The 17,770-nt window shown below is 52.8% G+C and carries 31 protein-coding genes; 5 read left to right on the top strand and 26 right to left on the bottom strand.

Translation table 11 applies throughout. The annotated features are described in order from the left end of the window. The first annotated feature begins 20 nt into the window (after positions 1-20). Positions 21-200, top strand: coding sequence for a hypothetical protein (locus H4O27_RS07020; protein WP_100563528.1), 180 nt, complete (start codon positions 21-23; stop codon positions 198-200). A 13-nt stretch (positions 201-213) separates the two neighbouring features. On the opposite strand, the gene H4O27_RS07015 is transcribed toward H4O27_RS07020, so the two are convergent. From H4O27_RS07015 to H4O27_RS06890, 26 genes are all read right to left on the bottom strand, one after another. Then, on the bottom strand, positions 214-339 hold the full coding sequence (locus tag H4O27_RS07015; RefSeq protein WP_226883528.1) for a GpE family phage tail protein: 126 nt from the start codon (positions 337-339) through the stop codon (positions 214-216). Positions 340-385: 46 nt separating this feature from the next. Continuing rightward, the gene (locus tag H4O27_RS07010) at positions 386-676 is read right to left on the bottom strand and encodes a phage tail assembly protein (protein WP_165009732.1); all 291 of its coding nucleotides are present in this window, start codon (positions 674-676) and stop codon (positions 386-388) included. A 110-nt stretch (positions 677-786) separates the two neighbouring features. Then, complete coding sequence (locus tag H4O27_RS07005) at positions 787-1,305, bottom strand: phage major tail tube protein (protein WP_165009730.1); 519 nt, start codon at positions 1,303-1,305, stop codon at positions 787-789. An 11-nt stretch (positions 1,306-1,316) separates the two neighbouring features. Then, entirely contained in the window at positions 1,317-2,726 is a 1,410-nt protein-coding gene (locus H4O27_RS07000) for a phage tail sheath family protein (protein ID WP_165009728.1), read from the bottom strand. Continuing rightward, positions 2,726-3,229: a Gp37 family protein gene (locus tag H4O27_RS06995; RefSeq protein WP_165009726.1), complete on the bottom strand. Its 504-nt coding sequence runs from the start codon at positions 3,227-3,229 to the stop codon at positions 2,726-2,728. The genes H4O27_RS07000 and H4O27_RS06995 overlap by 1 nt, the downstream gene beginning before the upstream one ends. Beyond that, a complete protein-coding gene (locus tag H4O27_RS06990) occupies positions 3,229-3,675 on the bottom strand; it encodes a gp436 family protein (RefSeq protein ID WP_165009724.1) in 447 nt (148 codons plus the stop codon). The genes H4O27_RS06995 and H4O27_RS06990 overlap by 1 nt, the downstream gene beginning before the upstream one ends. After that, positions 3,675-3,974: a hypothetical protein gene (locus H4O27_RS06985; protein ID WP_165009722.1), complete on the bottom strand. Its 300-nt coding sequence runs from the start codon at positions 3,972-3,974 to the stop codon at positions 3,675-3,677. Before H4O27_RS06985 ends, H4O27_RS06990 begins: the two co-directional genes overlap by 1 nt. A gap of 2 nt (positions 3,975-3,976) precedes the next feature. Beyond that, positions 3,977-4,312 (bottom strand): capsid cement protein, encoded by a 336-nt coding sequence (locus tag H4O27_RS06980; protein ID WP_165009720.1) that lies wholly within the window; start codon positions 4,310-4,312, stop codon positions 3,977-3,979. Further along, positions 4,305-4,577, bottom strand: coding sequence for a Gp49 family protein (locus H4O27_RS06975; RefSeq protein WP_165009718.1), 273 nt, complete (start codon positions 4,575-4,577; stop codon positions 4,305-4,307). Before H4O27_RS06975 ends, H4O27_RS06980 begins: the two co-directional genes overlap by 8 nt. A gap of 69 nt (positions 4,578-4,646) precedes the next feature. Then, complete coding sequence (locus H4O27_RS06970) at positions 4,647-5,585, bottom strand: hypothetical protein (RefSeq protein ID WP_165009716.1); 939 nt, start codon at positions 5,583-5,585, stop codon at positions 4,647-4,649. Positions 5,586-5,609: 24 nt separating this feature from the next. Continuing rightward, positions 5,610-6,722: a 2-oxoacid:acceptor oxidoreductase gene (locus H4O27_RS06965; RefSeq protein WP_165009714.1), complete on the bottom strand. Its 1,113-nt coding sequence runs from the start codon at positions 6,720-6,722 to the stop codon at positions 5,610-5,612. Between the two features lie 214 nt (positions 6,723-6,936). Beyond that, a complete protein-coding gene (locus H4O27_RS06960; protein ID WP_165009712.1) occupies positions 6,937-7,278 on the bottom strand; it encodes a Mor transcription activator family protein in 342 nt (113 codons plus the stop codon). Continuing rightward, positions 7,271-7,747, bottom strand: a complete 477-nt coding sequence (locus tag H4O27_RS06955; RefSeq protein ID WP_165009710.1) for a gp16 family protein — start codon at positions 7,745-7,747, stop codon at positions 7,271-7,273. The genes H4O27_RS06960 and H4O27_RS06955 overlap by 8 nt, the downstream gene beginning before the upstream one ends. A gap of 177 nt (positions 7,748-7,924) precedes the next feature. Beyond that, positions 7,925-8,215: an HU family DNA-binding protein gene (locus H4O27_RS06950; RefSeq protein WP_165009708.1), complete on the bottom strand. Its 291-nt coding sequence runs from the start codon at positions 8,213-8,215 to the stop codon at positions 7,925-7,927. 53 nt (positions 8,216-8,268) lie between these two features. Continuing rightward, positions 8,269-8,874 carry a DUF3164 family protein gene (locus H4O27_RS06945; RefSeq protein ID WP_165009706.1) on the bottom strand — a complete coding sequence of 202 codons (606 nt, stop codon included), beginning with the start codon at positions 8,872-8,874 and terminating at the stop codon, positions 8,269-8,271. Further along, positions 8,867-9,019, bottom strand: a complete 153-nt coding sequence (locus H4O27_RS06940; RefSeq protein WP_165009704.1) for a hypothetical protein — start codon at positions 9,017-9,019, stop codon at positions 8,867-8,869. The genes H4O27_RS06945 and H4O27_RS06940 overlap by 8 nt, the downstream gene beginning before the upstream one ends. After that, positions 9,016-9,480: a hypothetical protein gene (locus tag H4O27_RS06935; protein ID WP_165009702.1), complete on the bottom strand. Its 465-nt coding sequence runs from the start codon at positions 9,478-9,480 to the stop codon at positions 9,016-9,018. Before H4O27_RS06935 ends, H4O27_RS06940 begins: the two co-directional genes overlap by 4 nt. Further along, on the bottom strand, positions 9,464-9,973 hold the full coding sequence (locus H4O27_RS06930; protein ID WP_165009700.1) for an HI_1489 N-terminal domain-containing protein: 510 nt from the start codon (positions 9,971-9,973) through the stop codon (positions 9,464-9,466). The genes H4O27_RS06935 and H4O27_RS06930 overlap by 17 nt, the downstream gene beginning before the upstream one ends. Further along, positions 9,970-10,221 carry a hypothetical protein gene (locus tag H4O27_RS06925; protein WP_165009698.1) on the bottom strand — a complete coding sequence of 84 codons (252 nt, stop codon included), beginning with the start codon at positions 10,219-10,221 and terminating at the stop codon, positions 9,970-9,972. Before H4O27_RS06925 ends, H4O27_RS06930 begins: the two co-directional genes overlap by 4 nt. 184 nt (positions 10,222-10,405) lie before the next feature. Further along, positions 10,406-10,618 (bottom strand): hypothetical protein, encoded by a 213-nt coding sequence (locus tag H4O27_RS06920; RefSeq protein ID WP_165009696.1) that lies wholly within the window; start codon positions 10,616-10,618, stop codon positions 10,406-10,408. Beyond that, a complete protein-coding gene (locus tag H4O27_RS06915) occupies positions 10,615-10,818 on the bottom strand; it encodes a hypothetical protein (RefSeq protein WP_165009695.1) in 204 nt (67 codons plus the stop codon). Before H4O27_RS06915 ends, H4O27_RS06920 begins: the two co-directional genes overlap by 4 nt. Then, positions 10,818-11,960 carry an ExeA family protein gene (locus H4O27_RS06910; protein WP_165009693.1) on the bottom strand — a complete coding sequence of 381 codons (1,143 nt, stop codon included), beginning with the start codon at positions 11,958-11,960 and terminating at the stop codon, positions 10,818-10,820. The genes H4O27_RS06915 and H4O27_RS06910 overlap by 1 nt, the downstream gene beginning before the upstream one ends. A 40-nt stretch (positions 11,961-12,000) precedes the next feature. Then, complete coding sequence (locus H4O27_RS06905) at positions 12,001-13,782, bottom strand: TnsB C-terminal domain-containing protein (protein WP_165009691.1); 1,782 nt, start codon at positions 13,780-13,782, stop codon at positions 12,001-12,003. Between the two features lies 1 nt (position 13,783). After that, positions 13,784-14,644, bottom strand: a complete 861-nt coding sequence (locus H4O27_RS06900; RefSeq protein ID WP_165009689.1) for a hypothetical protein — start codon at positions 14,642-14,644, stop codon at positions 13,784-13,786. Between the two features lie 51 nt (positions 14,645-14,695). Beyond that, entirely contained in the window at positions 14,696-14,983 is a 288-nt protein-coding gene (locus H4O27_RS06895; protein ID WP_165009687.1) for a DNA-binding protein, read from the bottom strand. Positions 14,984-15,007: 24 nt separating this feature from the next. Continuing rightward, complete coding sequence (locus H4O27_RS06890) at positions 15,008-15,244, bottom strand: DNA-binding protein (protein ID WP_165009685.1); 237 nt, start codon at positions 15,242-15,244, stop codon at positions 15,008-15,010. A gap of 49 nt (positions 15,245-15,293) precedes the next feature. On the opposite strand from H4O27_RS06890, the gene H4O27_RS06885 reads away from it, so the two are divergent. From H4O27_RS06885 to H4O27_RS06870, 4 genes are all read left to right on the top strand, one after another. Further along, positions 15,294-15,650 carry a hypothetical protein gene (locus tag H4O27_RS06885; RefSeq protein WP_165009683.1) on the top strand — a complete coding sequence of 119 codons (357 nt, stop codon included), beginning with the start codon at positions 15,294-15,296 and terminating at the stop codon, positions 15,648-15,650. A 113-nt stretch (positions 15,651-15,763) separates the two neighbouring features. Then, on the top strand, positions 15,764-16,156 hold the full coding sequence (locus H4O27_RS06880) for a helix-turn-helix domain-containing protein (protein ID WP_165009681.1): 393 nt from the start codon (positions 15,764-15,766) through the stop codon (positions 16,154-16,156). A gap of 110 nt (positions 16,157-16,266) precedes the next feature. Then, on the top strand, positions 16,267-16,821 hold the full coding sequence (locus tag H4O27_RS06875) for a hypothetical protein (RefSeq protein ID WP_165009679.1): 555 nt from the start codon (positions 16,267-16,269) through the stop codon (positions 16,819-16,821). Positions 16,822-16,888: 67 nt separating this feature from the next. Next, complete coding sequence (locus H4O27_RS06870; RefSeq protein WP_165009677.1) at positions 16,889-17,764, top strand: LAPAL motif-containing putative phage structural protein; 876 nt, start codon at positions 16,889-16,891, stop codon at positions 17,762-17,764. Positions 17,765-17,770 lie beyond the last annotated feature (6 nt).

Raw genomic sequence — 17,770 nt, 5'->3', positions numbered from 1 at the left:
AATAACGAAAGGGAAAAAAGATGTTTGCCTTTGCCGTCTCAGCCTTGCTTCTCATCGTGATTGCCTCAGGTTTGGCTATGATTGCCGGACTTGCTTGGGGCTTACTGGAATGGGTATACGAAGCATGGTTCAAAAAAGAGCCGGAACCAAACGGTTGGTGTACGCGTCTCGCTGAAGAAGTACGGGAAAAACGCTGTTAATCCGGCCATAACGTCAAATCATTCCGTTCCGAGCATAGCCCGCCTTAATTTGGCGGGCTGCTTCTTTCTGCCACTCCTCAAACTCATCCAGTGGCAGGTCGTAAACGGCCTGCACGCTCCAACCAAACCACCAGGCCAAATCCGCACAGGCGGCCAATAGTTCCTGATTGGACTCGGCAGCTGATTTATGCGCCGACGGCTTCGTCTTCGGAGCGAAAGGTGGCTTGAATCGCCTCCAAATCCTTCAAATCCAGCTCGTCCAAGTCTTCCGGCACCAAACCTGTTACACGGGCGACCAATAACAAGCCTTGCTCGGCTTCGTTGCTGATGTGCATAACCGCACGCAAATCGCCTACGCGCGGACGGCGTACATTCACTTTTTCCAGCATCTGACCCGTGCCCAAACGCACCGGATATTTCAGCTTCACGGTTTGGGTTGCGCCCAAGTCTTCTTGCAGTTTCTGTGCTTCGTTCATGATGGTTTCCTTTTTAAAAATTCAATACAAATAAAAAATCGCTGTATCTGCGGGAGATACAGCGATTCTGCCAAAGGCCGTCTGAAACGGCTTTTAATGCGGTTTAAAACCTACGCACCGATGTTTTTGCGCATCTGCGACAACACGTCTTTGCCGCCGACGCGGTAGATGTTTTTGAACGCGTTGAAATACAGCACTTCGCGGCCGTCGATGATTTGGCGGATTTCGGTGGCCTGATAGGTGGTGTTGTGTTCCGATTTCTCTTTCGGTTTGAACGTGCCCAAGCCATTTTTGCTCGGCAAGACGGTCAGCACGGTAACCACCGGCACTTCTTTGGCCAAACCCGCCGCATCGTGCAGCTGCTGGTTGGCGCGTACCATCAGTTGTGCGCCGCGATACGGGTTGTAGAGTTTTTCGGCCACTTCGGGATACAGGCTGTTCCAAGTGATTTCGCCTTCCAAGGCTTCGGCACCCGAGGGCAGCTTGATGGTGGCGTACAAGCCCAAGCCTTTGTGTTCGTCCTGAGTAATCTCAAAATCGGGCAGTTTGAACTCGGAAGCCTTACCCAGCAGGCTGTTGCCGTCAACGTAAACGTTGGCATTGTAAATCGCGCGGATGTAATCGCTCATGTGTCAGCTCCTTAATTGCGGTTGCCCGAGGCAAGGTTGACCAGATACTTGCGCGTCATCACGCTGGTATTGGTGATGCGCTCGGCGGGCAGCTTGGGCGTGAAATCGTATTTGATCGGGACTTGGCCTTTGCTGAACGCATCGGGCAGATCGTAATCGTAGTCTAAATCCACTTCGTAGCCGACGATACTCTTTAGTGTGCCCAAATAGGTACGTACAGTTTCGATCAGGCTATCGATCAAAGCATCATCCTCAACATCTATTGGGCGATCAACGTATTGCAGCTCAACTCGACGGATGGATTCGTCAATTACATCGCCCGTGCGTTGCGCCACTTCAAAGTTTTTGATATGAGAAACGGTCGGGAAACAGGCCAAGCGGTTGCCCCACAAGCGGTAGCCCGTGCCGTAGCTGTTGAACACGGTGGTAATGCCTTTTTCGTTTAAGCGGTTGGTTTCGCTTTGCGGGTCATCGGCACGGGCGGTCAAGCCCACTTCCAGCCCGGTTACGCCCAACAGCTCTTTATTCGAAATGCTCCACCAATAGCCTTTTTCCACATCGGTTTTCATGCGCAGGCCGGCCGCGTGGGTGGCCAGATGTTCCAAACCAAGCAGGCCGACAACGTGCGGGTAAAACAGTTGGGCGCGGTCGGAAGAGGTTTTGAAATTAATCGTGCCGTTCGGGCCGCGGCCTTCCAAAGCCTTGCTCAACGATGTGCCCTTCGGGGCATTGATATAGGCAATGGCATTGAGCTTGGTGGCCGTGTCAATCATGGCGGCGGCGCAGGTGGCAGTTTTGTCAAACTCCGGCACGATGAGGATTTTCGCGTCCGCACCAAAGCGGTTGAAACCTTCGGTCAGCAGCTCCAAGCCCGTGCGTTTGCCCGTGGCGGCTACATACGCGCCGAGAATGTCGGCTTCGGTAACCTTTGCCGGGTCGACATGGTCGTAGGTGATTTTCGGGGAGGTCGGTTTGGTTTTGTACACAATCTCGCCGGTCAGCGCATTGATGGTGTAGTGCTGGCCTTCGGTCAGCGCGGCCGCGCCGTCGGCAAGGCGGTAACCGTCCAACAATGCGGGCTTGGCCGTGTATGCGGTGAGCGTATCGCTGTCAACGCTCAGCACTTCGTCGCTGATGCGGGTTTTGTGTTTGGCCGGGTCGCATACGTTGATTACATAGGCCACGCCCGAGCCGTAACGCGTCCAGATATGCGCGGCATCGGGCAGGGTAAAACCTTTGCCGGTCAGCTCGCCGCCGAATGCGGCAAAGTCTTTTTTGGTTTGGCACACGGTCAGTTCGTTCACCGCGCCGGTAGGCGCGGTGCCGACGATGGCGGTAATCGCGCCGTCGACGGTGTAAACGGGCACTGAGCCGCCGTCGATGCGGATGGTTTCCGTGCCGTGGTGGAAGGCTGCTGCCATTATGGTTTCTCCTTGGGTTTCAAATCGGTTTCTAAAGGGTCGCCTTCGCGGCGGTAACGCGCGGCAATAAAGGTCGGTTGTGCCGGTTCGCGGCATTGCTGCACTTGGTGGGTTTCGGTTTGCACCAGCAGGCTGTATTGCCACGCGCCGCCGTCTTCGCCCGCAAACTGCTCGCTGATTAAGTGGCAGGGCAGACAGTGCGGCGGCTTAAAGCCCACAACGGCCAAACGCAGCCTGTCGAGCAAATCCAAAGCCGCCCCGTCATGGTGCAGTCCGCGCCCGAACACAGTTAAATGCAGGGTCATCACGCGCTGCTGCGAGATATTGCCCAACTGTTCGATGCTGCCGAACTTGCTGCCCTGATAGCCCACCAACACCGCGCCCTTGGGGTGGATAAAGCGGTATTGGGCAGGGTTGTCGGGAAACAGCCGCACTTCGGCTTCAGGCAGCTGCTCCTGCAACCACGACACCACCGCCTGCAAAATCGGTACGGTCGCCGCCATCAGTAGCCCTCCAAATCCATCTTGCCGCCGCCGCGCACGCGGTATGCGCCGCGCTCGGGCTGCAACCGGCCTGTCGGCTCTTCCACCTCGCGTATGCCGAGATGGATTTTGCCGTCGCGGATGGCCGCCAAAAATTTCAGCGCATTGTCGTAGGCCGTCTGAACGGGCTTTGGAAACTCCGCCGCATTGACACGCCGCTGATGCAGCCAAAAGCGCGCAATGTCGGTGGCCAGCTGCGGCAGGATGCCCGGCATCGGTACCAGCGGCAGCGTGTAGCGGCCGCTGATATGGCCGTCGATGAGTTCCGAGGCATACACGATGGCGCGGTCGACCACGTTCCAATCGGGTTCTTCCATGCCGTAGTTGCTCATCTGGTCATTACTCAGTTGCACCAGCTCAGCCATGCTGACCGCGGCCGCCAAGTCATCACGCGTGATGTAACGCATTACGCGCCTTTCTTAACGCGGCTGCGGGCAGGTTTGCTTTCAGGCTGTGCGTCGGCTTCAGTGGTTTCAGATGGCACGGATTCGGCAGGTGTGTCTTCCAACGGTGTTTCGCCGTCGGGCTGATAGCCCGCTTCGGCCAAGTCTTCGTCGGAAATTTCCGCCGCCACCACATGGGCGGCCACGTCCTGATACTGCTCCGGCGTAAGGTCTACCACTTCACCGGCTTCAACACGAAATTCCTTACCGTCTTTGTCTTGCAGAATCAACGCGGTTTCCGCGATATAGGTTTTTTTCGCCATGATTAACCTTTCAGCAAAACGCGGATAAAGTCACCTGCAGCCGCTGCAGCCGTTACCGCCGTGCCAGCCACATTCTGCGTACCGGCCACCGCACAACCCTGTGCATCAGCAGATACCGCTGCACCTGCGGCCACTTCACCGCCAGCTTCCACCAGCGCAATGCCGACCACGTCAACAGCCAAGAGTTCGTTCTCGTCAGCATCGTAGGCAGCTACACCCAGCACGGCTTCGTTGGCCTTTGCCTGTTTGCCGGCGTAGGTTACGAAGCGGTTTTCCACCACCTTGCCGGTGGTTTTGATGGTGGTGGTCAACACCACCTGTTTGGTTTGTTTAGCCATGAACGGCCTCCTTTTCTGCAAAAGCATTTTCTTTGACGCGGTAGGCTTCCAGCTCCCATAATTTACGCATGGCATCCTGATAGGCCAGCTCGCAACCTGCCTGCTTGTCAAATACATCAGGGTTCAGGCAGGCGGCCTGACCGATAACCACAAACCCCGATTGCAGCGTCAGCGAGCAGACGATGGCGGTGGTTTCGCCGATACGGTGGTATTCCGCTACCTTGACCTTGGCATCAAGGTCTTCGAATTTCACTTGTAAAGTCACCCGGTTTCTCCTGAGGCCGTCTGAAAGGCTTTCAGACGGCCTTTATCAAAAGCGACGATGTCGTCGCATTTAAGCAATCACGTTTTGGAACAGATAGCCGCACGCGCCGCCGACCACCGCCGCTTTGCGGATGTCGGTATAGCGCACGTATTCCACTTTGCCGCCCACTGCATCGTAACGGTCGACCACCGGCATGCCGCGGCGGCGGAAGGTGTAGGCAAAGGCGGTTTGGCCTTCGTCGTTGCCGTCTGCAATCATGGTCGGGCGCACAATCAGGCTGGCAAAATTGCCCCATACGTCTTTGGTGGCCTTGCCGCTGCCCTCTGCATACACCGACTCACCGACAATGATGTCGTCCACATCGAGCAGGTTTTTCAGGGTTTCGATGTTGAGCAATACCTTGCGGTCGTTGGCCGAGAGGTGGCTGCGCAAACCTGCGTTCATACGCAGCTTGCTCAATACTTGCGCACCCACCACCAAGATGTTCGGGCGGATGCCGCAGGCGGCGCGCACCTTCTCTTTGGCGGTTTCCAACGCTTCCTGCACGTCGGATTGCTCGTGTGTCCACTGTTTTTCGGCGGCGGATGACAAGTCTTCGGTATGGCCGGACTGGTACACCGATTTATCCTGAATCAGACGGGCGATTTCCAATTCCTGCTTCAGCTGGATACCGGCGGTTACGCGGCGTGCGGCCTTGGCTTTTTCGTCATGGCGGCTTTCGTGCTGCTCGCGGTAGTCCACACCGGCCGCCAAGTCGTGCTCTTCCAATACCACCGGCATGGTCTTGCCGCGGTCCAGCGTAATCACGTTGCTGGCCGCGCCGACCGCACGCTCGGTTTCGTATTCGACAAACGAACCTTTGCCGAATACCGGCACCTTGATGCCTTCTTTTTCGGTGTACACCACCGGCGCGATTTGTTCGCCGACAAAGCCGGTCTGACGGTAGCCGACCGCCAGATGGGTCAGCACTTCGTCTTTTTCGCGCAACGCTGCTAAATGCTTGCTCATTGTGTTTCCTTTTCGATACAGGGGTTAATCTTGCGCGGTGCGACGGGCGGCTTCTTCATAGCTGCAACCGTGTACCTTTTGATAGGCCAGCGCGCGGTCGTGGTGGCTCATGCCTTCGGCAAAATCCATTGCCGTTCGGCCTTGGGCAAACTTGCCGCCCAAATTCTGCGTGGGCAGCACCGCACCCAAAAACGCACGCAGGGCTTCAGAAAGCGGCTTTTTCGCTTCGCCTTCGCCGAAATCGACGCTGGTATGCTCGGGGTATTCGGCAAAATCCAACACCTGCACCACCAAGTCTTTATCGGCCGGTTTCAGACGGCCTGCTTTCACCAAGCCTTCGGCAAATTCGGCATTCTGCTCATGCTTGCCGTCGCGCAAGTCGCGGTCTTGTTCGTCTTTCAAGCGTTTCAGCTCCGCTTCCGCAGTAGCAGCCTTGGCTTCGGCTTGTTCACGGGCGGCTTTTTCGGCTGCCAGTTGTTCTTCGGGCGACATATCGGTCTCCTTGTTTTCATGGTTTTGAGGTTCTGTTGGGGTTACGGGGTCGGCAAAAGCCGGGGTGGGTGATGTATCGGCAGATTTCGCTGCCCATTCCAAATTTTCAATCTGCCAGCTCGGTACAGCTTTATCCGCTTCATCAATGCCGAATTTTTCAATCAAAAATTCACGCAGGCGGACAAATAAACCGGCAGCATAACCGTGCGCAGCTTCTGAAAATTCCACATACACATCGTCTTCGGCAAAGTTGATGGCGGACAAGCCTTTCACCGCAGGCGGCTGTGCGCCGAGAAAGCCGACATGGCGCAAATACCAAGAGCCGGGCTTCGGATTACTCGGACTGTCGGGCGGATAGAAGCTGGCCGACACCTTTTTATAGCGGCCGCTTTGCACTAAGCCGACAAAGTCATCGTCCATCTGTGCGAAATCGGCAGACAACACGCCACCATCGGCGTGTAAGCCACCCACCCAGCCATAGGCCGGGGCATCGATTTTAGGATGGCCGATAACCAGCGGGGCTTCATGCAGCTTGGGGTCATACGCCGCAGCCGCCTGCGCAACATCCGCATCGGTAATCGTCACCGTGCGGCCGTTGTTGTCGGTGCGCGTGCCGGATTTAAAAATTTCAAAAAACTTTTTCACAAAAAAAGCCTCATCGGATTGATGAGGCTATTTTGACAAAGGCCGTCTGAAACGGCTTTTAATGCGGTTTAAAACTTGTTTTTCCCCAAAGGCGCAAAAACGGCATTTTTAGCGCGTTTCGCGCTTAGGGTAGGCAAACCCCCGACCAAGCCGAGAAACGCAATATAAAAGCGGTCAGGACAAAACCTGACCGCTATTCTGATTTCATCCGCCATTACGCAAACAAATCTGACTGATTTTTTGCCCGTTCACGCATGCCGACTTCTTTCACAATGCGATAAACCTGCTGCACTGTCAGGTTATATTTCTTGCTCAGGGCTGCATGGTTGTGGCCATTAAACTCTTCATACAGCTTGCGGTCGCGTTCCGACAATTGGCCAAAATGGTTTTTTGGGATGTAAATCAGCTGGCCTCCCCAGTTGTTGGTGATGTGGCGTGCAACTTTTTTGGCCACTTCCAGCGCACGGCTTTTTTCCATCGCCAGCTCGGCAATCAAGCAGGCAGCGGTTTGGTCTTCCAAATCGGCCACCAGCTCAGGTACTCTTTCATCAGCCACTTGCCACCCCCGTTTTCTTTAATGCCCGTTTTTCCCACTCTTTCAAATGCTCAATGACCTTGCTGGCATTGTCGCTGTCGAGCCAGCCGTGGTAATCCACACCCGTCATGCGCTTCACAAATTTGGCCAAACTCAATTCCGACGGGCTGCGTACTTCGCCCAAATCATGCAGGGTCAACCACAGCGCACGAATTTTCTTGATTTGCGCATCAACGGCCTTGTGCGCGGGGCGCACCTTGATGTCCGGTTTGGCCGCGCTGTTTTGCTTGGTTGTGACCACAAAGCCCTTGGCTTTCATCGCGCGGATGGCCAATTCCAGCTCGGCAATGCTCAGCTTGGTGCTGCTGGTTTTGCCGCATGACACATTGGCCAGCAATGCCCGATAATCGGCATCACTCATCATCAACTGCGTTTTCGCCACGTGGATCAGGCGGATTAAACGCTGTTTGGTCTGCTTGGCGGTTTCCATACCCAATCCTTTCTGTTTCACTCTGTGAAACGTTGTTTCATTTATAGCGTAAAATCAATAAATTAGCGTTTATTCTATCCGCTTGCCATGTCGTTGGCAAATAAAAAAAGGCCGCCTGAAAACCAGCTGCCTACTTGACGTTGACGACTGATTTCAGACGGCCTTTATTTAAACCGCTTATGAATTGAGTGCTTTTTTCAAATTACTGCCTGCTTTAAATTTCGGGGCTTTGCGTGCAGGGAGCATTAAAGCTTCGCCGGTTTTCGGATTGCGTCCCATGCGCTCGGTGGTTTGAGCAACATAAAAAGTGCCGAAGCCCGTCAATTGCACATCGTTACCGGCCACCAGCTCTGCTTCGATAACGTCTTCAAACGCCGCCAGCACCTTAGCCACGGTTTCTTTACGAATATAGTCGCTGTTGGCATTAATTTTCTCAACGACCGCATTTACAAATTCAGTTTTATTCATGATTGACTCCAAAAGATTAATGAGCGACAGACCGTGCCGCGCGGTTTGATTGTTTAAATCTTCGCAATATCCAAACTCACCAGCTGATACTCACCGGCATCATCGCGTTTGTACACCCGCACAAACTGCTTACTGGTATGCACTTGCAAGCTGTCGCTCAAGGCTTCCATCGCGCGTTGCCATTTTTCGTCTTTGATTTCCAAGCGGCGCAGACCGAGTACGCGGGCGGTGGAGATGTTTCCTTCTTTGTCCACCTGAAACGCCGCGTTAATCAGCGTTTTCAGCTCGCTGCGGCTGCCTTCCGTCCACTCGTTGATGCACTCGTCAATCAGGGCTTTGGCCGCCAGCAAACCTTCGTCAAACACCAGCGAATCCTGCATGGAGAGGTTGACGCGGTATGCGCCGTCGAAGCTGTGCAGGGTCACGTTACCTTTCTTGCCGCCCACGGCCACATCGTAGCGGTCGGCAGAGAGCTGCACAAAAGCAGCAATATCGGCCATCGAATCGGCTTTAAACGCAGTCATCTGCTGCTGCACCTTATGCGCCTTACCGGCAATTTCCATCACCAGCTCATCGCGCAGCAGGTCAATTTCTTTGATGTTGGCCAAAGGTACTAAATTACCCTTGGCATCTTGGCGGTATTGGCTTAAATCAGTCATTTTCTTCTCCTTTCAGGGCTTCTACGGCATCTGCAACCGCATCGTCATCAAATCCGTTTGCAGCGGCATACTTTTCAAACTCTTCAAAATATTCCGTGACAAATTCCAGCAGCAAATCTGCCAGACCGTTTTCAATTTGTTTCATTTTTCCTTCTCTTTCTGCCTTTCGGCATAAATCCGTTTGCATTCCTCCACCGAGCGGTGTCGCGGGCCGTGTATCCAGTCGCGGTTCATACACGGTGCGTTTTGGGTTCTCAGTTCAGCCAACTGCTGTTTCAAAATTTCCATCTGCGCCTTGCCGTATTCGGTGCGGACGTGTTTCTTTTCCAGCTTCGGCACCATCTTTACGGGTAAGGGCGACAGATACTTCGCAAAATCGGCCGGATTAGGCCATTCGGTCTGCGTGGCGGCGATGGTTTCAAAGGCCGTTTGAAAACGCGGTATGTCGCGTTCGGGCTGCCATTGCTGCTTGGCCAACAGGCCGTACCAGACTTCGGCCACCGCTGTTAGGTCTTTCGCCGCCGGACGGCCTTTGAGGTTCAAGGCCGAGAGCAGCATAAAGCCTTTGGCGATTTCTTTTTTCAGCCAGTCATTCTCCTGCCTCATTTGCCCACTCCATTAAGTCGCCCACACCGCCACGCAGTTTGCTTTGCGGTTCGGGTGCATGGTAGTGGCCGACCGCCGCTATGCCGCCTGTTGCGGTTGGCCGTACCGCCGTTTTCTCGGGTGTCCAAAACGTGATGTTTTCCAGCAGAAAACCGTGGCTGGTTAAGGGCGTTTTCAGACGGCCTGCATTGCGTGCTTCAACACATCTTTCCGCCGCCCAAACCCAAGCCTCGCGTGGCGCAGGATAGATTGTGCGGTTACGCGTAATCTCTCCGGCCTGTATCATAGGCACCAGCTCCCCCAAAAGCTTTGAAACCCTGTTAAAACTCAAATCCTTTTCAGACGGCCTGAACAATGTCAGATACTTCAACACCGCCTTGACCAGATCGTCTGAAATACCCGTCAGCGCAATCAAGGTTTCGCGGGCGTCATCATGCGCAATCAACACATCCAAGCTCATGCTGGCACCGCAGGCAGGGCAACGTACTTTCATGACAGTTCCTCAAAACTTTTAAATACAGCTTCCAACTCAGCAAATACTTCCGGATGGTGCTCTTTTAAAAATTGCTCGAACACCTGCTGCATACCCATCCATTCGAAGACGAAGCCCTGCGGATGGCTTTCCCAAATCAGCCGCCTGAAAGCCTCCGGCGGGAAATAAGCGCGGTTTTTATCGTCAAAGTCCCAAACTGCTTTTTCAATCTTTCTTTGCAGTTGGATTAACTGGTTCACATCTATCATTTTTCGGCTCCGGAAATACACACAAGCGTTCGATGATTCCTACCGCGATTGCGCTTTTGATAGGATGGCGTTTGGTAAAAAGAGATTGTCTTGATTTGCACGTTCTGCCGTTTGGCCAATTGGTACATAGTGCCTGTGTCAATCAGACTCTCGCCTTTGTATAGAGCATAAATTTTCGCTTTCATCACGCCGCCTTTCTGCCTGCCAAGGCTAAATCCTTATGATTCAAACAATTCAAGGCCGTCTGAACCAAATCTGCCTCGTCTTCGCCTTTGTCTGCCGATACCATCAGCAGGATAAATTCATCATTCAGGCTGCTTAGCTCGCAGCATAAAAAGCCTGAGCGTTCGCGCCATACTTTGGCTTTGATGTTGCTGTAATCACGTTCCACTTTCATTGCACACCTCCCACCGGCTCCAATACCACCGCTTTGGCCAACTCCGTCTCACTCATGCCGCCGTACACCGCTTCCCACGCTTGGTCGGCGGCTTGGGCATCGGCAGCATGTGCTGGTTGGTTTTGGCAGCTCTGCAACATGGCTGTCAGTGCTACCAGCAATAAAACCACGTAAGCAATCATTAACCGTTTCGCACTCATCACACACCTCTCACCACATCGCCGTCCACCACATCAAACCCCAGCTCTGCCGCCTGATTCATGGCCGCGCTGACTAAGTTATTGACCGCCAGCGGATACAGCAGGCTGTTCATTTCCGTGCCTTTGGCCGTGCGGCTTTTAACAGTCAGGCGTTCGGCCACCGCATCGATTGCGCTTCCGTCCATCACTTTGGCCAAGTCCGCTCCGGCGCGGGCAAATTTGTGTTGCAGATAGCCCTTAAGCTTGCCGTCGGTCAGCGGCAGCAGGGTCACCACTTCGCAACGCTGCACCACTTCGCGCACGTTCGGGTTGTTTTCGCTGAGCTTCTGCGCCAATTCGGTCTGGCCGATTAACACAATCCCCAGCAGGCGTTCAAAGCCCGATTTCAATTCAAAAAAGCGTTTCAGGTGCTTCAGTGTGGGAATCGGCAGGCCGTGGGCTTCTTCGATTACCAAAACATGGCGGTTGCCCGCTTTGGCCGATTCCTGCAAGGCGCGGTGGATTTGGGCAAAACGTGCTTCAGGGCTGCGTTTCGGCGATACATTCGGCGCAACCGCTGCCAAAACCGCTTCGGCGATATGCACCGCTTTGAGCGTTTTGCCTTTCTGGTCGTTGTCTTCCATCGCCAGCACATACGGTTCGATCATGACGATTTGGCGACCTTCACGGTTGATACGGTCTTGCAGGTCTTCGCGCAGGGTGGATTTGCCCGCGCCGCTTTCGCCGACCACCGCCACAAAACCACCGTGGCAGGCCGTCTGAAACATCGCCTCGCGCACATAACGCACATCCGGTGTCATGTACACATCATCGGCAGACTGGATTTCGTCGTTAAAAGGGTCTTTAAAAATGCCGAAGTGTTGCTTGGCGGCTTGTGTCAGGGTTGCTTTTCGTAATAACATCTCTTTGTCCTCGCTTTCGTTAGGGTGGGCAGGTGCGGCTTCCGGCTCGTTTCTCAGGCCAGCGGGAATGTCCGCACCATTTGTTTCAAAATACTGTTTCAACTTCCCGCGCAGCTTGTCTGCGCCTTTTTTCGGCCAATTCCCGTGGTTCACCACCGCCACCAGCATGGGCTTGCTGCAGCCGATTTCGGCAGCGGCGGTTGCGTAGGATTTGCCGATTTTCTGAAAATCCTGCTTCATCGTTTCCTCCGCCAAATGTGACGATGTCGTCGCATTTGGTCTAAGCGGTTTTGTGTAATTTCAGACGGCCTGCCGTTTTCAGTTGGTTAAATACCGCTTCCAACTGGCTGGCGGCCACTCCATCCGGATAAAGCCTGCCCAGTTTGGCCATCATAGAAGGTGTCCACTCGCCGCCTGCGGCTTCGATACGCGGCTTCAGCAACTTGGCCACTTCCACCTTGTTCAACACCTGCTCGGCCACTTCCATGCGGTTGTAATCCATCTGCGAACCCTGCCGCTCGATATAGAGCGTGTTGCGTGCGGCCAGCGTGTCTTCCTGATGCTTGTATGGGTCAAGTTCGCCGCCAAACGGCACCGCCTTGCCTTTGCGCTTGGCGGCGGCTTCGTCCAAGGTTTCTGCGCCCATTGCCAACTTGTCGAGTTCCTTGGCGTGCTGCTGCGCCGATGTTTCGCCGTGGGCTTTGTATTCCGCCCCGATAACCGCCGCATCTGCACGGAAACCCATCTCGTCAAACACCACCTGCGGCACGGCCACCCATGTTTCATTGCCGTCTGCATCAAATGTTGCTACGCGTGCGCCGTTTGATTCCCAAGGGTTTTTGGCCACCAGCAGTTTCTGGCCGACCAACACGCCCTTGATGTCCTTCACGTTGTACACGCGGCCGCCGAAGCGGATTTCCAAATCGGGTGACACTTTCGCTTCTTTCGGTGCGCTTACCGCCAGTTCTCGGCAGTAATCGGCAGGAGGCGGCAGTATCAGCTGCTCGGCCTTGATTTTGTTCCACGCCTGATAGCGGGTCATACCGTGACGGCTGTGGATTTGCGTACCGTTGTAGTAGCGCATCCAGCGTTCCGCCAAGCCGTTGAGCTGGTCGATGTCGTGGACTTCGGTAAAGCGCAGGCCGCTTTCAAACGCCGTCTCGACAATATCGTTGGCTTTTTCCACCTGCCCCTTGGCGCGTGGGTTGCCCGGCTTGTTAATCTGCACATGCACGTCCAGCGATTTGCAGAGGTTTTTAAACGCCGCCGAGGTATTCGCGCTGCCGGGGTCGAGCATCACCATCCGTGGCACGCCGCGAAACGGGTCTTTCAAGGTGTCCTGCTTGGCCTGCATCATGTAGATGAAGAAATCGCACAAATTCGCGCTGGTCTCGCCGCCAAAGTAATACCGTGCCACGATTGTCCCGCTGGCATGATCGGTGCCGGTGTAACGCCACACACGGTCTTGCTCGATTTTGATGACGTTTTTCGGCTTGTTCTTGTAGAACTCTTCCTCCTTCATCACCCGCAGCCCCGTATCCTTGCCGTGGCGCGGCAGGTAATACAACACACACAAGCTCGGGTCGATTTGCCAGCAATGGTTCGGATGTTCCGATTTCATGCGGCTCACAGGATCAGGCTGCAAAAGCTGGTCGGGGTGCAGCTTGTATTCGCGCAGGGCGCGGGTGATGGTGGATTCCGAAAGCGGCATCACTTCGCCGGTTTCTTCATCAATCCGTGCTGCTTCGATTTTGCCGTTGGCGCGCAGCATCTCCACCGCCTGCCGCACCGCCATCAGCCGCTTGCCGTTGCGCCGCATGGCCTCCATCAACACCGCCGAAATCAGCTTCGCTTCTTCAAGGCTTAATTCCGACTTGCCCGCATCGCTGCGGCGTTTGCGCTCGGGCTTAACCGCCACCGCTTCCAGCTTGCGGTAGAGCGTGGCCAAACTCATGCCCAATTCCGCCGCCTGCTGCTTCAGGTATGCGCTGCGTTCGCCGCGCCCCATGCTTTCCGCCTGCCGGTCTACCGCTTGCAGACGTTCGATTAATGCCGGATTCATCTCAATCCTCCGTATTTCCCGCATCCGCCAGCCATTCAGGCACATCATCGGTCGGTGCTTCGTTTGGCAGCGCGTAGTTTTCACGCAGCGTTTCGCAATCCAAAATAATCTGATTCAACGTACCGACCATCTTGGCGGTGTGGTTGATGCCGTGCGCCTCGCGGTGGGCGTTGAGCTGGTCGAACAGGTCTTTCAGACGGCTTACTTGGCTGCGGATGCCGACTTCCAAACTCGTCAGCTGCATGGCCAGCTCGCTGCCCACATCCTCCGCTTTCGGCTCCTTTACCGTTTTCTTGCTCTTTTCCAGCTTTTCTGCCAGCTCGTCGACTTTTTTGTTTTTATCGGCAATCACCTTGTCTTTCGCTTCCGCTGTTTCGCGGCTCTCGCGTAAGGCCACGCGCAGCTCTTTCACCGTCATGCGGTCAACATCATCAAGTGTGTTGCCGTTGATTTCGCCGCCTTCGGCCAGTTCCAGCAAGGTGTCATCATCTTCCACCAGTAATTCCAGCAGCTTCGATTTGCCTAAATCCATCAACTTTGGCTGTACTGCTTTCATCTTTGGGTCAATAAAACGGAGTGTTGCGTTCATCAATCTGGTTACTTCTCGGGTGTGTAGGCCAAATTCCTGTTCCGCAATTTCACGAAATCTACCGTGAGGGGTATGTTCTTTAATAATGATGAGTGCGCGTCCCAACTCAAACATTCCTTCCATCGTTTGCCGTACTGCAAAACGACCGCGCTCAATCCAGATAGCCTCGTTATAAGTTTCACCGTTGGCAAATTTCGCCATTACATTTGCACTGTGTAAGACCAATTCGGTAGACGAAACATCAACCGTGTGTCCTAAAATTTCTGAACTCATGTTTTTTTCCTTTTCTGTTGTTTCAAAATGGACGACGTCGTCCATTTTGGATTACCAAACGTTGCTGACGCGGTCTTGCATTTCTTTCAGTCTTGCGGTGATGCGTTCATTTTGCTGTCGGAACCGTTCCGCAATCTGCAGCGTTTTAATGCTGTAGGCAAAATTGCCGTTATCCAGCCTGACCGCCAAACCCGCTTCAATCAAATCCTCCAAATCCCGGCTCACATGCACCGGCGAAATACCGAGGCCGTCTGCAATTTCCTTGTTGCTGATGCCGATAATCGGATGGGCTTCGAGTGCCTTAAACACACTCAATAAACGTTGTCCTTTGCTGCTCATACCAACCTCCCGTCTTGCAGCGGCCTATCTTGCCGGCTCATCGATCCGCTCTTTCAGCCCCAGCAGCACCGCCGCCTCATGGCTCATCCCCCGCATGCCGTGGTATCTGCCGCGCAAAAGGTGCGTTACCGTATTGACCGGCAGGCCGAAATGCCTTGCCCATGCGCTGCGGTTGATGCCGCGCCGGATAAAATACGCACGGGCCGAATCTGGCGTTTGCGGATAGGGTAAAGGTTTGAAACTTAAAGTCTTATGATTCATTTTTATTTCCTTTTGTGGTAAAATATGGCTTATTTATAAGGAACGTCCGGTGAGTAAAGTGTCAACAATCCTCCCCATTTCTCGCGAAGAAGCCGAGTCTCTTCTTCGTTTAATTCCGCACCTTGACCGTTTAACAGCCGAGCCAGACGGTCTGGCTTTTCAGGTTGCCGAATTTCGGGCGCTGCAGGCGATGTTTCATGATGTGCTGCGTGTGCTAAATCCCGGGCAAAAGCAGCAGTTGCTGAATCAATGGCTTTCCGAACAGCAAGTTCCGCTATGGCAGACGGATAAAGCTGATCTGCCAACGCCCGAACAGCTGACAGATGATGCCGCAAATCACGTTCTAACCGTTGGCGTTCAAGTGCTTCAGCGATCCCTTTGCCGCGGCGAAGACGATGGGAATTAAATCGTGTCATTTTTTTTGCTCCGTGTTGTGGTTAAAACCGCCCGAATGGGGCTGTTTGTGTTTTGATGTGTGAATTATAGGAAGTGTTCTTCCTATTTTGCAAGGAGTATTTTATGAAGAACTCTTCCTTTTCAGGCAACCGATTGAAAGAAGAAAGAAAAAAGTTAGGTCTGACACAGGCGCAAGCTGCTGAAAAATGTGGAGTTTCAGGAAGAATGTGGGGAGATTACGAACGTGGAATTAGCCAGCCCAAAACAGAACTTTTCTTCCGATTTGAAAAAGCGGGCATAGACGTTCAATACGTCATGCACGGCAGACACGACAGTTCGGCACAAATGCCGTCTGAAAAAGCCGAATTAAATCGGGACGAGCAAGCATGGTTGGACGTATTCAGGCAGCTTGCTCCCGCCGCACGCCAAAGCGTGCTGGATTTCGCCTGCTACCAACTGGCGCAGCAAGAGAAAAAAGCTGAAGTTGAGACTGGTCAAATAGCTTATGGCACGTAAAACACAAACTTATGCACTCATGCAGCCCAACCTTGACAACCACCCCGATATTCAGGTCATCGGACAGGTGGTTCAAATCTCAAAAGACCTGAGCTAACAAAGGACAAAAAATGAAAACACTCACTTTATTAATCGCCGCTGCTTTTGCTTTGTCTGCGTGTGGCGGGCAACCGACAGAGCAAAATGCACCGGTACAAGAGCAAGCCAAAATGGAGTTGAAAACCATGCCCGTAGGCTATGCCGACTTTCACAAAGCCGCCAATAAAGGGCTTGCCGACCAAAAAACTGGCCTGACACTTCCAGAGCATGTTGTTCCTACCGACAATACAGAAGGTAAGAATCTGCTGCACGATTTTTCAGACGGCCTCACATTAACCGTTGATACCGACAAGACAGATAAGATTTCGGCTGTTCGCGTTGTATGGAATACCGACAAAGAGCAGCACAACTCAGAAAAGCTCGCCAAAGCCGCGGCCGCCTTGATTGCTGCAACTGCTCCTGAAGACCGCACGCTGTTACGCGACACCAATGACCAAATCAAAATGGCGATTGACAGCCACAATGCACAAAAAGACCCAACCCGCGAATGGGCGCGTGGTGGAGTTGCTTATAAAGTTACCGTTACTAATTTGCCGAGCGTGGTTTTGACAGCAAAAGCTGAGTAATGAACAGGCCGTCTGAGATTCAGATGGCCTAATATGCAAAACTAAAATAAACTGGAGCAATCGAAAAGTGAATGAAGAGCTTTTTTCTGTAAACGAATGGGAATTCAGCATTTCTTACGATGCGGATGACAATCAACTTTCAGAGCATCGTATGGATGCTGTTTTGTTAGCAGATGCGATTAAAAATGTTGCCCAAGCGATTAACCGCGCCGATGAAATTTTAAATGGCGAGAATCGTAATATCCGTACTTATGTTACTGCCCCCGCCAAAGAAGGCTCTTTGGAAGTAGAATTTATTGCCCAACTAATCAATCCTGAATTGGCGACAAATATCTTACAAGCTTTGGGGTTTATGACAGTAACTGGCGCAGTTGTAGGTGGTGTTTTTAAGGCTTTACGTAAAATTAGCGGTAAAGAGATTATTGCGGTGCATACTTCTGATGAGCATCCTGAATTTGCTAAATTGGAGTTGTCTGACGGTACAACTATGGAGCTGCCAAAAGATGAAGCATTATTAACTGCATCACCTGCCATTCGCTCACATATTAAACAGATTGTGGCAGCACCGTTGTATCATCGTTATGAGCCTGTTTTTAAAATTCTAAACGGTGCTGATGAGCTTGAATTAAAATTTAATGACACGGATATTAAAGCTATAAAAGAAGTAAAAATTAAATCTTTACCGCCAAGAATTGATAAAATAACAGTTATGGCTTCGTTTAGCCAAGTCAATTTTGAAGGTAATACAGGTTGGAAAATTCAACTTGATGAAAATACCATCGTCACTGCACCATTATTAGACGATGAGTTTTTAAATCAAGTTGCCGCTAATCAGCAAAGCTTTAAAAAAGAAGATATGTATAAAATGGTTTTGGAAGTTACCACCTATACGAATGATTTAGGGAAAGAATCCAAAAAATATAAAATTTTGCAGGTTTTATAATAGCCG

The sequence above is a fragment of the Neisseria yangbaofengii genome, from assembly GCF_014898075.1.
GTDB classification, from domain to species: domain Bacteria; phylum Pseudomonadota; class Gammaproteobacteria; order Burkholderiales; family Neisseriaceae; genus Neisseria; species Neisseria yangbaofengii.
This window is presented reverse-complemented; position numbering and strand designations above follow the sequence as displayed.